This is a genomic window from Chlamydia sp. 04-14 (assembly GCF_036632095.1).
Classification (GTDB): Bacteria; Chlamydiota; Chlamydiia; order Chlamydiales; family Chlamydiaceae; genus Chlamydia.
This window is the reverse complement of the sequence record NZ_JAPYKW010000003.1, coordinates 35,710-50,522: the sequence shown is the minus strand read 5'-3', so window position 1 is coordinate 50,522 and position 14,813 is coordinate 35,710. Positions and strand designations below refer to the sequence as shown.

Genomic DNA, 14,813 nt, shown 5'->3' with positions numbered 1-14,813 from the left:
ATCGTAATGTCCATGTTTCTCCACACTTTAGTTGATTACCTTGAAAAATAATAGCCTGAGCATATAAAAATTCTTCCCATGGATACTATTTATTTTCTACTGCCCCAAGCTTGCATATTACTGTTAGCTGCTGATGCTCTAACTAATGTTTTAGTATTAAATCATGTACTTGCTCGTTATTCCAGAAGAGAGCGCTTGTCGCTATTAGCGAGAGAAAGTGTATTTGCCCTCTTTAGCATGTTTGCTCTTTATGAAGCAGCTTTAGGCACTCTATATGTATTAAAAACTCCTCTATGCGCAATACAGGTTGTTGGAGGTATTGCCGTCACTTTGACGGGAATGCGGGCTATTTTAAATTTAAGTAGAGAAAATAGTTGGAAAGGTTTTACATCCCCCTCTGCTTTATCTTTGGTAACACCCATAGCTTTACCTCTTATGATCGGGCCCTCTTGGCTAGCAGCTTGCTGTATTTTAATAGGTAAACGCTACAGCTTCGCTTCTGTTTCTCTTATTCTCATTCTTTCTTGGACCCTCATTTCTTTAGCAACGATAATCCTACAAGTTTTTGTCGGCGGAGGAAAAGAAAAAGCTAAAGTACTTCTTGCTACACAAACGGTGCTCGGTCTTTTCGCGACAATTGTAGGTACACAGCTACTTATGTCTGGATTACAGTTAGCCTTCTTATAAAAGAGACGTTTTATGCTATTAACTCTGATTAATCTTAGCTTACTATTTTACGTGCTCTTTGATGCCCCAGGATCTGTTCCTGTTTTTGTGTCTTTATTGAAGCACTATTCGGCAAAAAGGCAACAACGAATCATTCTTAGAGAATGTATTTTTGCTCTTGTTACCTTATTACTTTTTGTCACCTTTGGAAGGAAATTCTTTCAATTTCTTGATATCTCCCTTTACGCATTTCAATTTATCGGCGGTGTTTTATTGTTTTCAGTGTCACTGAAAATGATGCTGGTCCCTCCACCTATAGAATCCGATTCATCTGAACCTCAATCGGAGCCTATCTTCTTTCCTCTAGCCTTCCCTGTAATCACCGGACCCGCGGTTATTACCTCATTGCTTAGCTATATGGAAGAAGATCTGTTTTCTAAAGAACTCATCCTTGGTGCTATGATCATCGCTTGGGTATTATCTGTATTCACCTTGTTAAGCTCGAGTTTTTTCAATCGTATTCTCGGATCTTCTGGTTTAGTTGCTTTAGAAAGATTGTTCAGTATTGCCTTATTATTAATGTCTGCAAACCTGATGCTCAAAGGTATTTCAATAGCATTTAACATAGGTTTTTATATTAAGTAGTGTAATTAGATGAAAAGAAACGATCCCTGTTGGTGTGGAAGCAAACGCAAGTGGAAACATTGCCACTATCCCCAGGCCCCTCAAGTATCTTGGGAACAACAAAAACAATACTACGCGTCACAGTATGACATTATTTTAAAGACTCCTGAGCAAATTGAAAAAATTCGTCATGCCTGTCAAATTACCGCTCGCATCCTTGATGCACTCTGTGAAGCATCTAAAGAAGGTGTAACCACAGAAGAACTGGACCAACTCTCGCGTCAACTACATAAAGAATATGATGCAATTCCAGCTCCTTTAAATTACGGGTCTCCACCTTTTCCAAAAACAATTTGTACTTCACTTAATGAGGTAATCTGTCATGGAATTCCAAATGATATTCCTCTAAGGAACGGCGATATTATGAATATCGACGTTTCTTGCATTGTCGATGGATACTATGGTGATTGTAGTCGTATGGTCATGATCGGTGATGTCTCAGACATCAAGAAACGCATCTGTCAGGCATCTTTAGATTGTCTCAACGCAGCTATCGCTGTATTAAAACCTAATCTACCCTTATATGAAATTGGCGAAGCTATAGAAGCTTGTGCTGATACTTATGGGTTTTCTGTGGTAGATCAGTTTGTAGGTCATGGTGTGGGAATCAAATTCCATGAAAACCCTTATGTGCCTCATTATAGAAACCGTAGTAATATACCCTTAGCTCCTGGAATGACATTTACCATAGAACCTATGATCAATGTTGGGAAAAAAGAAGGAGTTATCGATCCAAGAAATCATTGGGAAGCAAGAACTTGCGATAATCAGCCCAGTGCACAATGGGAGCACACTCTACTCATTACTGAGACAGGTTATGAGATACTAACTCTTCTAGAGAAGTAATCTCTTCTTCTAAGCCTTCTATATGTGCGAGAAGGTTTTGAATCATCTCAATATCTTCCATATCTGCAAAACTTGAGGTGATTTCCTCTTGTTTTTGTAAGGCAAGATAATCTTCACGAACTAAGAAAAGCTCTTTACGAACTTCTGCTAACGCCTCTGACTTTTCAGCAAACTGCGCCTTTAGCTGTAAATACTTGTCCTTATAAGATTTGGATTCATCAGCAACAGGAGTCTTAACAAGAGCTTCTTGTTGATTCACAAGAGCATGTAATTGTGTAAGTTCTTCATCCTTCTGGTTTAAAAGATTCTGAAACTCCTCTAGCCGTGAGCGTAGTTGATCTATTTCTTCAACATGAGACTTGAGACTATGACATTCATTTTCTAAGCTTTTTCTTAATAATTTCTCTTCAATAAGCTCATTTTCCAAAGATGACATTTTTTCATCTTTTTCACGCAAAGCTCGTAGCCATAGTTCGGCATCCTCACTTCTCCCTTCACTATTAGGGAGAGTTTCTTTTCCTGATACCCAAGAAAATACAGAAGTAGTTTCATCTCCAGCTACAAGACGAACGTATTCGTTATGTAAAACAGCATAGTCCTCTAACCAACTGTTTTTCTGATCAGCAAGAATTTGCAAATCTAAAGCCATATGCTCCTGCTTTTTACAGGAATCTTGAAGCAAAGTTCGACATTCTTGAAGCTCAGATTCTAAAGCATGTGCGCGTTTTTCTAAAAATTCACAGGCCATAGCTTTATCGAGAACCGCTTTATCATAAGACACTTGAATCTCAGTATATTGATTCGATAGCTGATCGTATTTTTGTTTTTGTTCCTCATTTTCTTCGTCGATAAGAGATATACCGAAAACAAAAATTCCCCAAGACAATAAAAAGGCTGTAGATAGTCCCAAAGCCCATAATAATGAAGAGCAGGTAGCAATGTGCTTATAGTAGTATACGGATAGAAATAAACAAGAAACTACACCATATCCCCAAAAACGGAAATATACAGAAGCAATTAACGCTAAAGCAGAAAAGCATATCATCAATAAAAATAAAGTTGTGTCCACAATAGAAGCACAACCTAATCCACCGAAAATCAAAACTATAGAGGATAGAAATACCCACTCTATTGAGAAAGACCTACATCTACTCAACAAAGTTTCCCATCTAAATCCTTGATAGACTTTCTGATAAAGATGCTTATTAAAAACGTGCATGGCCTCAAATCCCATACAAGAATACTCCTAAGACTCTTCTAGAGAATCTTGAGCTTTAGTTAATAAATAGCTAATTACAGCAGGATCTCCTTCATAGGTCATCTCTACTTTCATCTTGCCATCTGAAGACGCATGCCCACAAGTCACCAGTACATAAGCACTCACATCCTCATCGAAAGTTCCTGTACTGTCATCACATTCGTTTCCAGACACTTCCTTCTCCTCTCTAGCTAAAGGCCCCTATTTCCAATCCAGTGATCTCTCATTCATCGATTGATAACAAGTCCTTTATTTTCTTTAGAAACTCTAAATTTTAGAGATCAAAACTTTTTTACTTTCCTTGCAAAATTTTTTAATTCTATTTGTTACTAAAGGAAAACAACTTATTAAACAAACCAATTATTATTTGAATTTATTATTTAATAAAACGCTTTGTTTATTGGTAAAATAAAACTAAACAAAACTAAAAAATTTTCCATTATGACAGTACAACCTATAAGCACCACATCTACGGCTTCGATAGCAACTAGAGAAGCGACGCAGGCTGCTCAACTTCCCCCACTGGATCCATTAAACACACCTCCTATTGGCGCATTGCTTTTTAGCATTTACGAGCTTCTTTTACAAGCGATTGAAATTCGACAACAAACAGTTCTGACTCAATCACAACAATTAAATGATAATACTAATATTCAACAACAATTAAACCAAGCAACTAATCAAATCAAATTTGCTGTAGTAAGTGCTGGGGGGAAAGAAGACGAAATTACTCGAGTACAAAACCAAAACCAAAACTACTCCGCTCAAAGGTCTAACATTCAAGACGAATTAGTGACTGCTCGACAAAATGGACAAATTATTCTCTCACACGCATCTACGAACATTAACATCATCCAACAACTAGCTTCTCAAGACTCCTCATTCTTAAAAACAACAAGTTCCATTGGAAGTACAGTAAACCAACTCAATAAACCTCCTTCATAAGCAAGTAGGAAAACAACTTAAAGTTAATCGAAGAAAATAGGTAGGAAATTATGTGGTTCTCTTCTCCAGCACTTCAAACTAGTCCTAGAGCCGCTATCGACGTTCCCGGAACATCTATTACAGGTGGGCCCAATACAGCAACAGCTGACGAAATTATTGCAAAATTTGCTAAAGATTCCAACCCACTCATTATTACCGTATACTATGTATACCAGTCGGTATTGGTTGCTCAGGACAACTTATCTATTATCGCTCAAGAACTTCAGTCTAACGCTTCTGCTCAAACTTTTTTAAACAACCAAGAAGCTTTATACCAATATGTAACCATCCCTAAGAACAAATTAAATGATAACTCATCAGCATTCTTACAGGATGTTCAAGCAACGAATCAAGCTGTTGGAGCTTCTCGACAAGCTCTCCAAAACCAAATTTCAGGGCTAGGAAACGGTTCCCAAGTGATTTCAAGTAATTTGAACACTAACAACAACATTATCCAACAGTCCTTACAAGTAGGTCAGGCTTTAATTCAAACGTTCTCACAAATTGTGAGCTTGATAGCAAACATTTAATCTTAAGGAACTTAATATAATGAGCATCCAATCTACAGCATCAAATATTGATAAAGTCCCAACAGTTGTTCCTCCAAGTACACAAGTTATCCCCGAGAGTATTGTAATTAACAAACCTTCGGCTATCTACTTTTGTATTTCTGTAATGCTACAGTTATCGACATCAACTACAGAATTTGGAAAGTCTATTATGGCAGTACTACAAGATAATACTGTAGCACAACAAAAGAAAACAAAAGAGCTTATCAACTTGCCTTTATTGAAAGTTCCTGATCTTCAAAAAGTTGATAATTTTGATGACAAAAAGCCTGAATATAAAAACCAAACAGAAATTCAAGCTTACCAAACATCGAATCAGCAAATTACTGCTAACCGACAGTTAATCCAACAAGAGCTTTCCGCCGCACAACAAAGAGCTCAAGCAAACCAAAAAGCTGTAAATGCTACATCTACGGAGTCTATGAAGTTATTGCAAGCAACTAATGCTCTCCTATCTTCATTAAAAGAATACACTATTAAAGCAAATCTAACGACATCTCCGTCTGATTAATTATTTAGATAAGGACTTCTAATAAAACAATCCATGATCTAATATAAGGCATTACTGAAAAGAAAAGAATCAGGTAAAACCTCCATGAGGGTTATCTTCCCAGATAAACATAACAAAAACCCGTTTCTCACTCAGGTACTTAGACAACTTCCTTCGTTTATCTTGATAACCTCGTGTATTTCTCCTCTACTTTCCTATCTGATGAAAAAACTCTTCGGTATTCCAGGAATTATTGAAACTTTAGCACTATCGACAGCGGGAATACATAAACATAAATTTTGGCAGTTTATTACCTATCCCCTGATTACTGCAGACTCTCTGTGCATCCATAAGGAAGGATGTATGGATATCACTCAACGCCTACTTATTCGAAATGTTCTTGGTTTTACCTTTTTTTATAAAGCAACCAACCACATTATTCGAAAACTAGGATCTATGACTTTCCTAGTCCTCATTCTTAGCCAGACTCTTATTATAGGATTCGTAATTTGGGCATGCTTAAAACTATTTCATAGTTCGCAAGCTCTATTTGGTCCAGAATGTTTGATTAGCACGCTAGTACTGATTTGGGTTTTTCTTGATCCGGAAAAACGCCTAGGACTTAACCCCTTTCCTATTACTCTATCACGTAAATGGGGATTCGTCGTTTTAACAACCTTCTATTTTTTTATTCTTCTGTTCTCAGGAGCCTTTGCTATATTATTTGGATCAATCCTATCAATGATGTTAGGAATTCTCTTTTGCTATAAAGAAAAAATTCCTAATCCTTATAGAATATCCCGAATGTTTTAAACTTCATCAGCAAATAATGCTAAAATTGCTGCTCTAGCTTCTCCCAATCCAGAAAGAACACCCTCCTCAAACCTAAAGAAAGGATTTTCTTCCAGTATAGAAAAATCCATTGGCTGCAATACATCATCCGAAGTTAAGTTGGGAATGATTTGTTCTCCCACACTTTGTAAACGAGATTTTTGATTTTCATAAAGCTGATTTAATAAATCGTGTATTTTATTTTTCATTTTTCTCTTTTCGCTTCTCTATAAAGAATTGTTTCATCAATTGTTCAGACTCTTCACGACAGATCCCAGAAAAACATTCCACATGGTGAAATGGGTGTTTTTCTGTAAAAACATTTATCCAACTTCCCCCTGCACCCAAACGTAAATCTGGGGCTGCCCAGACAATTCTACGAATACGAGCCAACTGAATAGCTCCGGCACACATTAAACAAGGCTCTAGAGTACAATAGAGCACAGTATCTACCAAACGCCAATTCTCCAAATATTGTGCTGCTGCCCCTATACATAAAATTTCAGCATGAGCCGTGGGATCTTGTAGCCTTTCCGTAGTATTATGACCACGAGCAATTATCTTATTATCTTTAACTATAACACAGCCTACAGGAACCTCGTCTTCGTCATACGCCAGGCGAGCTTCCTTAAGAGCTTGATTCATAAAAAATATATCTTTTTCTATATCCATCGGCTTTATACTAAATAACTCATAACCACTTTTTGAATTGGATTATAAAAAAAAAGACTCCTAATAAGAAACAGTAAAAAGTCCTCATATTAGTTTAACAACCATTTTTGAATGAGATTCAGAATGTGGAATTTTTATTTACAAATCAAAAAAACCCGTCTCACCATACCAAAAGGTGTACATTAACAATCTTCTCAAGTATAATTGGCTTTTGCGGCAATTATTTTATTTTAAGGAGACATCCAATGTCTTTGGATAAGGGAACTAAAGAAGAAATTACAAAAAAGTTTCAACTTCATGAAAAGGATACCGGTTCAGCAGATGTGCAGATCGCTATATTAACGGAACACATTACAGAACTAAAAGAACACCTCAAGAGATCTCCTAAAGACCAAAATTCTCGACTAGCCTTACTAAAATTAGTAGGACAAAGAAGAAAGCTCTTAGAGTATCTTAACTCTACAGACACCGAAAGATATAAAAATTTAATTACAAGATTAAATCTAAGAAAATAATCTTTCATTGATTTTCCCCGAACATAAGATCTAATCAGGAGACCTTCATGACATTTGAAACTATTTCCGTTACCCTTGAAGAAGGCAAAACATTAGTATTTGAAACGGGGAAAATTGCTCGTCAGGCTAACGGGGCTGTTCTTGCTCGCATGCAAGAAACTTGGGTCTTTTCATCTGTTTGTGCGTCCAATCTCGAAGAACCGGTAGACTTCCTTCCTTTAAGAGTCGATTATCAAGAAAAATTTTCTTCTATAGGAAAAACTTTAGGTGGGTTCATTAAAAGAGAGGGACGCCCGACTGAAAGAGAAATTTTAACTTCTCGTCTAATAGATCGTTCCATGCGTCCTTCTCTGCCAAACCGGTTAATGCAGGACGTTCAAGTTTTATCTTATGTATGGTCATATGATGGGGTGACTCTCCCCGATCCTATAGCTATTTGCGGGGTTTCCGCAGCGCTAGCTATTTCTGACATTCCTCAAATTAGTATTGTAGCTGGTGTTCGTGTTGGCTTCGTCAACAATAGTTGGGTAGTAAATCCGACAAAAGCTGAGATGGATGTTTCTAGAATGGAACTTGTTTTAGCAGGAACTGAAAATGCTATTTTAATGATTGAAGGTCATTGTGACTTCTTCACAGAAGAGCAGGTTATTGAAGCTATTGATTTTGGTCATAAACACATAGGAACCATCTGCAGAGCAATCAAAGATTGGCAAAGGAAGATTGGTAAGGAAAAGAATACTGATGTGATTGTCCCTCTTCCAGAACAAGTGCAGTCTTCTGTAAATACATTTGTTGAAGGTAAATTCTCAGATCTTTTGAAAATCAAAGAGAAAAAAGCTTTCGAGGCCGCTTCAAAACAATTAGAAAGTGAAATTGTAGAGAAATTTTTAGAAGAAAATGAAGTCTTCACGGCTTTGAATATTAAAACAGCCTTTAAAAAAGCTAAATCTGATTATATGCGTGCTTTAATACGCGAACAAGGTTTGCGTTCTGATGGACGTTCAGTAACAACAATCCGCCCTATTTCTATTGACACATCTTTCCTACCAAGAACCCACGGTAGTTGTTTATTCACTCGTGGAGAAACACAAACCATGGCTGTTTGTACTTTAGGTAGCGAAGCCATGGCACAACGCTATGAAGACTTGAATGGTGAAGGGTTAGCTAAATTTTATTTGCAATATTTCTTCCCTCCTTTCTCTGTTGGAGAAGTAGGAAGAATAGGCTCTCCCGGAAGAAGAGAAATTGGTCACGGCAAGCTTGCTGAAAAAGCTTTAGCCCACACTCTACCTGATCCCTCAAAGTTTCCTTATACTATCCGTATAGAATCCAATATTACTGAATCTAACGGTTCTTCGTCTATGGCTTCTGTTTGCGGAGGCTGTTTAGCTCTAATGGACGCTGGAGTCCCTATTAGAACTCCTATAGCAGGTATTGCTATGGGATTAATCTTAGATAATGATCACGTAACTATTCTTTCAGATATTTCTGGATTAGAAGATCATTTAGGAGATATGGACTTTAAGGTTGCTGGGAACACTGAAGGAATCACAGCATTCCAAATGGATATCAAAGTAGAAGGTATTACTCCTGCAATTATGCAAGCAGCTCTAACTCAAGCTAAAGCTGGTCGTCAACATATTCTTGACATCATGAAAGAAGCCCTTGCTGCTCCAAAAACAGATTTATCGCAATACGCTCCTCGTATCGAAACGATGCAGATCAAGCCAAATAAGATTGCTACTGTTATTGGACCTGGAGGTAAACAGATTCGTCAAATTATTGAAGAAGCTGGAGTTCAAATTGATATTAATGACTCAGGTCTTGTCAGTATCTCAGCATCTTCTCCACAAGCGATAGAAAAAGCTAAGTCTATTATTGAAGGTTTAGTTGGCGAAGTTGAAGTTGGAAAGATCTATGAAGGTCGTGTGACATCGATTGTTCCTTTTGGAGCTTTCGTAGAAATTCTTCCAGGTAAGGAAGGTCTTTGCCATATTTCTGAATTCTCTAAACAACGTATAGAAAACGTTGGTGATTTCGTTAAACAAGGAGACATTTTGGCTGTTAAGCTGTTAAGCATTAACGAAAAAGGTCAATACAAACTTAGCCACAAAGCTACCCTGAGTGAGTAGTCTTCTCCTGCCTACCGCATAGTTTTCTTACAAGTCGTTTGAGAAAATAAAAAAGCCACATAAATTATGTGGCTTTTTTAATGTCTTGCTAAATTCAAAAACCAGCTTAAGTAGTGGTATTGTTTAGTTTTAATGTACCATCTTTCATAGCATCTTCTTGAGGTGGTGGCGGAGGCAAATCATCAGATACTTTCTTGAATAACATCCCTTCTTCTTTCAGACGCGCTCTTTTCTTTTCAGGATCCCATGTATGATCCATGATCTCTTTAACATCTTTAGCATCTAAAGTTTCAAACTCAATCAACATCTGAGTCATAAGCTCTACTTCATCTCGATGCTCTCTAATAATTGTTAAAGCACGCTGGTAAGCAGCATCTAATAATGCTCTTAATTCACCGTCAATAGCTTTTGCTGTTTCTTCTGAGTAGCTTTTCTCATGATAGGATCCATAACCCGTAGAGGCATCGGAACGTTCGTCATAAGTTACAGTACCCAACTGTTCACTCATTCCCCATTCGCAGACCATACTACGGACTAATTTTGTAGCCTGAGAAATGTCTTGTTGAGCACCGCTAGAAATATCTCCCAAAAAGATATCCTCTGCAGCACGTCCTCCCATCAAAACAGCTAACTGATCGAAAAGTTCTTTTTTCCAATAGCTAAGCTTATTCTTCTCAGGAAGAAAATGTGTTGCTCCTAAAGATAAACCTCTAGGAATAATCGTGACTTTATCCACAGGATCCGCGTGTTGCACACAAAGACCTACAACAGCATGTCCGGATTCATGATATGCTGTTGTTTTTCTTTCTTCAGCATCCATTTCTAAACTACGACGTTCTTTACCATAGAGAACCTTATCACGAGCCTCTGCAACATCTACAGCAGTCACAGCAGTACGATCCTTACGAGCAGCAAGAAGAGCTGCTTCATTTAATAAGTTCTCTAAATCAGCTCCAGAAGCTCCTGGGGTACTTCGTGCTACCGCCATAAGATCTACAGTAGGATCTAACTTGATTCTCTTAGCATGTACGGCTAGGATTTCAAATCTACCTTTAATATCAGGTAAATTCATAACCACACGACGGTCAAAACGGCCGGGACGTAATAACGCCTTATCCAATACGTCAGGACGGTTAGTTGCAGCCATAAGGATAACACCCTCATTCGTACCAAAACCATCCATCTCAACAAGTAGTTGGTTTAATGTTTGTTCTCGTTCATCATGACCACCACCGATACCTGCGCCTCTATGACGACCTACAGCATCAATCTCATCAATAAAAATGATACAAGGAGCATTTCTTTTAGCTTGCTCAAACATATCACGAATACGACTGGCACCGACCCCAACAAACATCTCTACAAAATCTGAACCCGCTATCGAGAAGAATGGTCGATCCGCTTCCCCAGAAACTGCTTTGGCTATCAATGTTTTTCCTGTTCCAGGAGGTCCTATTAATAATACACCTTTAGGGATTCTTCCCCCTAAACTCGTAAACTTCGTAGGATTTTTTAGAAAGTCTACAATCTCTATTAGCTCTTCTTTAGCTTCTTCAATACCCGCAACATCAGCAAAGGTAACTTTATTTTGTCCCTTCATTAACAAACGTGCGGGAGATTTTCCGAACGACATCGCAGAGCCATTCATACCACGTACTTGTCTGGAAAAGACGAAATAAACAAAGACAAGCACAAGGATAATGGGTAAAAATGTAAACAGGTATCCTATATAATGCGGAGCAGGCTCTTCACTTTTAAATGTTTTCTCTAATACCAAATTACGTGGCTGATCAGGAGCCTTAAAAGTTAAGGTGCGGTTATGAGAAAAACCTTCCCACTCTTGTTTCGCTCCAGAAAACCAATGAGCAAATACTTCAGGATCTTGTTTTTCTAAAGCCCGAGAAGATAATTCCTGATTATTGAAATACCAAACTACCTGGCTAAGTTCTCCTCGAAGCTTATCCAACTGCGCTTGATTGATCTGACTATCTTCGACAAGTTTCTCATATTTACTACGTTCTTCACGATACAGACGTACTGAACGCAACTGACCAAAACGCTCACCATTATCAGATAAAGCCAGTGATGAAGAAATTCTCTGTAAAGAACCTAAAACTTTCTGATAAAGAATACCAAGCTGCTCAGCATCCATCGATTGTGTTAGAGAAAGCTCCACTTGTTGATAGAGATCTTTTAGCTCACGTTTTAAACTCTCAGAACCCACACCTAAAGCTGGAGATAAATACTTTCCAATAAGTTCATATAAATCTGAACCAAATGTACGTAGACTTTCACTAGATCTAGGAAGAGTTTGATAACGCTGCTCTAAAGAACGTAAATTGATAATTTGGAAATTATTTGAACCTTGAACTACAAGAGCTGCTAAAGAAGATTTTCCTAATTCCACACTAGGAGAAATCAAATATCCTGTTTCAGGAATAGGTGATCCGGAAATCGCAGAAAACCATAAAACAGAGCTCTCCACCTCTTTTGAGAGGTTATCTAAACTCTTATTTATTTCTTGAAGATCAAATTCTAATTGATGTCTTTGATCTATCAACTCTAAATAATGATAGCGTAGCTGACTTTCAGCTGTTGGAGATTCACGAAAACGTCCACTAAATGAAACTAAATTATCATTCAGAGCAATCTTTCGGCTATCTTCGGGATAAATCAATTTTAAGTTTACTAAATGCTCTAGCTGATGGCTAAAACTGACCCGGGCTTTCTTGGCGACTAAAAAATTTTGAACAGCGATCACGCCGAAGATTACACCAAATAGAAGGAAAAAAAATACCGTAGGAAAATTTTTTTTCGATTCGGGCTTCATTTTTTTATCTTTAGACATAAACTACACAACTAAGCTAATCAATCAGACAGGTAATTATTTAATATAGCATATTTTTTATTATTTTGTTTATAAAACCTAGTTATAAAATAAAAAAAATATGAAACACTGTATATACAATGACCTACTACTCATCATCTTCGAATATACAATGAGAATCATCATTATATACTTTCTATTCTATCATTACTACCCCAGCTTTTACGATCACTCTTTTATCTCGAAGTCGCATTTGCGCTGGCAAATTACGATGTAGATGATCATAAATCATTTGCAAGAAATGCCTTGAGACAACTACCCCAGCCCTAAGAAAGAATTCCTTACAAACCCATTTTGCTAAAAAAACTTGTTCCACCAATGCTTTAGGAATTTCAATAGACCATGTTGCGTCTTCTTTTTGAATATTTTCAAGAAAGGGCTCGGCTTGCAGTTTCATGTAAGAAGAAAGTTCCTCAGAATCTTGAGCTAATGTCAATAGAGGTTGTGTAATATTCTTACCAAAAATCTCTTCTAACCAAGGGAATATCTTCTTACGCATCCTAGCGCGCAAATAACGTTCATCGGTATTGGTTACATCTTGAACATAAGGAATATGTTCTTCATCTAAAGCGTTCACTAAAATTTGTTTAGGGATGTGCAATAAGGGTCTGAAAAGCGGAATACCTTCGTAATACGTTTCCTGAGTCATGCCTTTTAAATTGCTTAAGGATGCCCCTTCTAATAAACGTTTTAATACAGTTTCAGCTTGATCATTAGCATGATGAGCTAAAAATATCCCAGAAAGATTTTGTTCCTTACATACCTTATGGAATAATGCATAACGATAGCGCCGGGCAGCATTTTCTGGATCTTTTGAAGTTCTACATTCCGGAGGCACATGATCTACAATAATAGGGACACCTGCTTCTTCACATCTAATTTTGAGTTCCTCAGCCTCACGATAAGAAGACTCTCTCCATCCATAATCTACATGGACTGCGGTAAAAGAGACTCCTCGAGACTTAAGGAGATATAAAAGAAATAATGAATCACTTCCTCCTGACAAAGCAAGTAAGTAGCTTTTTTTCATATCTAAAGCAGAAAAAAAAACTTCTAATCGCTTATCATTTCTGAGTAGACAGGATAACATAATCTAAATACATGTCCGTGTAAATTTCATTACAAATAAGTTAAGGCCTATTGACTTGAAGAAATGCTGTCATATTATCCTTAAACTTGAAGAACTCCTGATATCAGGTATACTATGCCTATTTTATGGAAAGTCTTAATTTTCCGTTATTTAAAAACCGTTACTTTTTGTACGCTTAGTCTTATCTGTATTTCTATTATTAGTTCTCTTCAAGAAATCGTCAGTTATATAGCAAAAGACGTTCCCTATCCAACAGTTTTGCGACTAACAGCTTATCAGATTCCCTACTTATTGCCTTTCATTCTTCCTATTTCTTGTTTTATTTCAGCTTTTGCGCTTTTTCGAGGTCTTTCTGATAACAACCAAATCACTTTCCTTAAAGCATCTGGAGCTTCTCAAGGAATTATTACCTTCCCTGTCCTCATGGTTTCCTGCGCTATCTGTTGTATAAACTTTTATACATGTTCTGAACTCGCTTCTATTTGTCGATTTCAAACCTGTAAAGAAATTGCTAATATGGCAATGACTTCACCCACACTTCTACTTCAGACGCTACAAAAAAAAGAAAACAATCGTATTTTCATTACCGTTGACCATTGTGCAAAAAGTAAATTTGATAATGTGATCATTGCTTTAAAAAGAGATAAGGAAATTGCGAATGTAGGAATTATCAAAACTATCATTCCTGATGTGGCAAATGATACTGTACAGGCCAGGGATGTTGTTATGATTTCAAAGCTTCCTTCCACACTAACAGACCAACATTCTTCAAATTCCAAGGAATACTACATAGAAACTTTGGATGAGATGTTGATTCCTAAAATCACTTCAACATTATTCGCGGGGAAGTCTTACATGAAAACGCGAACAGATTATTTACCTTGGAAGCAGCTTGTTAAACAATCATTCAGTCATGCACACTTACCGGAAACCTTGAGAAGAATCGGCATAGGTTTGCTTTGTATCACATTAACGTATTCGGGAATGGTCTTAGGGACTTATAAACCAAGATTTCGTAAATCTATAGCTCTTTATTGTATTTTTCCTGTGATGGATTTGATTTTATTAATAGTTGGCAAAAATACCACTACACTATTTCCTGCGCTTATGTTGTTCATTATTCCGCAGGTAATTTCTTGGGTGGTTTTTGCTATCCGTGCGTATCGAGAAAGCAGAGGCTATGCTTAGA

16 protein-coding genes are annotated in these 14,813 nt (G+C 37.2%); 10 read left to right on the top strand and 6 right to left on the bottom strand.

Going from position 1 to position 14,813, the window contains the following annotated elements:
* Positions 1-78 precede the first annotated feature (78 nt).
* The 3 genes from O6937_RS04590 to O6937_RS04580 are packed head-to-tail and all read left to right on the top strand — an operon-like array spanning position 79 to position 2,196.
* Entirely contained in the window at positions 79-687 is a 609-nt protein-coding gene (locus O6937_RS04590; protein WP_332390475.1) for a MarC family protein, read from the top strand.
* Positions 688-699: 12 nt separating this feature from the next.
* The gene (locus O6937_RS04585) at positions 700-1,311 is read left to right on the top strand and encodes a MarC family protein (RefSeq protein ID WP_213241380.1); all 612 of its coding nucleotides are present in this window, start codon (positions 700-702) and stop codon (positions 1,309-1,311) included.
* A 9-nt stretch (positions 1,312-1,320) separates the two neighbouring features.
* Complete coding sequence (locus tag O6937_RS04580; protein ID WP_332390474.1) at positions 1,321-2,196, top strand: methionyl aminopeptidase; 876 nt, start codon at positions 1,321-1,323, stop codon at positions 2,194-2,196.
* On the opposite strand, the gene O6937_RS04575 is transcribed toward O6937_RS04580, so the two are convergent.
* Both O6937_RS04575 and O6937_RS04570 read right to left on the bottom strand, forming a co-directional pair.
* A complete protein-coding gene (locus O6937_RS04575) occupies positions 2,153-3,304 on the bottom strand; it encodes a hypothetical protein (RefSeq protein WP_332390538.1) in 1,152 nt (383 codons plus the stop codon). The two genes, O6937_RS04580 and O6937_RS04575, sit on opposite strands and share 44 nt — an antisense overlap.
* A gap of 138 nt (positions 3,305-3,442) precedes the next feature.
* Entirely contained in the window at positions 3,443-3,628 is a 186-nt protein-coding gene (locus O6937_RS04570) for a hypothetical protein (protein WP_332381631.1), read from the bottom strand.
* 267 nt (positions 3,629-3,895) lie between these two features.
* Here O6937_RS04570 and O6937_RS04565 point away from each other — a divergent pair, with 267 nt between their 5' ends.
* From O6937_RS04565 to O6937_RS04550, 4 genes are all read left to right on the top strand, one after another.
* The gene (locus O6937_RS04565) at positions 3,896-4,399 is read left to right on the top strand and encodes a DUF720 domain-containing protein (protein WP_332381632.1); all 504 of its coding nucleotides are present in this window, start codon (positions 3,896-3,898) and stop codon (positions 4,397-4,399) included.
* 50 nt (positions 4,400-4,449) lie between these two features.
* Positions 4,450-4,968 (top strand): DUF720 domain-containing protein, encoded by a 519-nt coding sequence (locus O6937_RS04560; RefSeq protein ID WP_332381633.1) that lies wholly within the window; start codon positions 4,450-4,452, stop codon positions 4,966-4,968.
* A 19-nt stretch (positions 4,969-4,987) separates the two neighbouring features.
* A complete protein-coding gene (locus O6937_RS04555) occupies positions 4,988-5,518 on the top strand; it encodes a CT847 family type III secretion system effector (protein WP_332390473.1) in 531 nt (176 codons plus the stop codon).
* Between the two features lie 84 nt (positions 5,519-5,602).
* Positions 5,603-6,310 (top strand): hypothetical protein, encoded by a 708-nt coding sequence (locus tag O6937_RS04550; protein ID WP_332390472.1) that lies wholly within the window; start codon positions 5,603-5,605, stop codon positions 6,308-6,310.
* On the opposite strand, the gene O6937_RS04545 is transcribed toward O6937_RS04550, so the two are convergent.
* Positions 6,307-6,537 (bottom strand): hypothetical protein, encoded by a 231-nt coding sequence (locus tag O6937_RS04545; protein WP_332390471.1) that lies wholly within the window; start codon positions 6,535-6,537, stop codon positions 6,307-6,309. The two genes, O6937_RS04550 and O6937_RS04545, sit on opposite strands and share 4 nt — an antisense overlap.
* Positions 6,527-7,000 carry a tRNA adenosine(34) deaminase TadA gene (tadA, locus tag O6937_RS04540; RefSeq protein WP_332390470.1) on the bottom strand — a complete coding sequence of 158 codons (474 nt, stop codon included), beginning with the start codon at positions 6,998-7,000 and terminating at the stop codon, positions 6,527-6,529. The genes O6937_RS04545 and tadA overlap by 11 nt, the downstream gene beginning before the upstream one ends.
* 245 nt (positions 7,001-7,245) lie before the next feature.
* On the opposite strand from tadA, the gene rpsO reads away from it, so the two are divergent.
* Together rpsO and pnp are read left to right on the top strand one after the other, a co-directional pair.
* A complete protein-coding gene (gene rpsO / locus O6937_RS04535) occupies positions 7,246-7,515 on the top strand; it encodes a 30S ribosomal protein S15 (protein ID WP_011006716.1) in 270 nt (89 codons plus the stop codon).
* Positions 7,516-7,562: 47 nt separating this feature from the next.
* Positions 7,563-9,647, top strand: coding sequence for a polyribonucleotide nucleotidyltransferase (gene pnp, locus O6937_RS04530; protein WP_332390469.1), 2,085 nt, complete (start codon positions 7,563-7,565; stop codon positions 9,645-9,647).
* Positions 9,648-9,753: 106 nt separating this feature from the next.
* Here pnp and ftsH read toward each other — a convergent pair whose 3' ends face one another.
* The gene (gene ftsH / locus O6937_RS04525; RefSeq protein ID WP_332390468.1) at positions 9,754-12,495 is read right to left on the bottom strand and encodes an ATP-dependent zinc metalloprotease FtsH; all 2,742 of its coding nucleotides are present in this window, start codon (positions 12,493-12,495) and stop codon (positions 9,754-9,756) included.
* 175 nt (positions 12,496-12,670) lie between these two features.
* Positions 12,671-13,624: a tRNA lysidine(34) synthetase TilS gene (tilS, locus tag O6937_RS04520; RefSeq protein WP_332390467.1), complete on the bottom strand. Its 954-nt coding sequence runs from the start codon at positions 13,622-13,624 to the stop codon at positions 12,671-12,673.
* 114 nt (positions 13,625-13,738) lie between these two features.
* Between tilS and O6937_RS04515 the strand changes: the two genes are divergently transcribed.
* On the top strand, positions 13,739-14,812 hold the full coding sequence (locus tag O6937_RS04515) for an LptF/LptG family permease (RefSeq protein ID WP_332390466.1): 1,074 nt from the start codon (positions 13,739-13,741) through the stop codon (positions 14,810-14,812).
* Position 14,813: the final 1 nt, after the last annotated feature.

What these genes read in the sequence shown, in the direction of transcription:
- pnp (WP_332390469.1), top strand. Translation starts at nt 7,563, where the DNA reads ATGACATTTGAAACTATTTCCGTTACCCTTGAAGAAGGCAAAACATTA.
- O6937_RS04590 (WP_332390475.1), top strand. Translation starts at nt 79, where the DNA reads ATGGATACTATTTATTTTCTACTGCCCCAAGCTTGCATATTACTGTTA.
- O6937_RS04515 (WP_332390466.1), top strand. Translation starts at nt 13,739, where the DNA reads ATGCCTATTTTATGGAAAGTCTTAATTTTCCGTTATTTAAAAACCGTT.
- O6937_RS04585 (WP_213241380.1), top strand. Translation starts at nt 700, where the DNA reads ATGCTATTAACTCTGATTAATCTTAGCTTACTATTTTACGTGCTCTTT.
- rpsO (WP_011006716.1), top strand. Translation starts at nt 7,246, where the DNA reads ATGTCTTTGGATAAGGGAACTAAAGAAGAAATTACAAAAAAGTTTCAA.
- O6937_RS04545 (WP_332390471.1), bottom strand. Translation starts at nt 6,537, where the DNA reads ATGAAAAATAAAATACACGATTTATTAAATCAGCTTTATGAAAATCAA.
- O6937_RS04550 (WP_332390472.1), top strand. Translation starts at nt 5,603, where the DNA reads ATGAGGGTTATCTTCCCAGATAAACATAACAAAAACCCGTTTCTCACT.
- ftsH (WP_332390468.1), bottom strand. Translation starts at nt 12,495, where the DNA reads ATGTCTAAAGATAAAAAAATGAAGCCCGAATCGAAAAAAAATTTTCCT.
- O6937_RS04580 (WP_332390474.1), top strand. Translation starts at nt 1,321, where the DNA reads ATGAAAAGAAACGATCCCTGTTGGTGTGGAAGCAAACGCAAGTGGAAA.
- tadA (WP_332390470.1), bottom strand. Translation starts at nt 7,000, where the DNA reads ATGGATATAGAAAAAGATATATTTTTTATGAATCAAGCTCTTAAGGAA.
- O6937_RS04565 (WP_332381632.1), top strand. Translation starts at nt 3,896, where the DNA reads ATGACAGTACAACCTATAAGCACCACATCTACGGCTTCGATAGCAACT.
- O6937_RS04555 (WP_332390473.1), top strand. Translation starts at nt 4,988, where the DNA reads ATGAGCATCCAATCTACAGCATCAAATATTGATAAAGTCCCAACAGTT.
- tilS (WP_332390467.1), bottom strand. Translation starts at nt 13,624, where the DNA reads ATGTTATCCTGTCTACTCAGAAATGATAAGCGATTAGAAGTTTTTTTT.
- O6937_RS04560 (WP_332381633.1), top strand. Translation starts at nt 4,450, where the DNA reads ATGTGGTTCTCTTCTCCAGCACTTCAAACTAGTCCTAGAGCCGCTATC.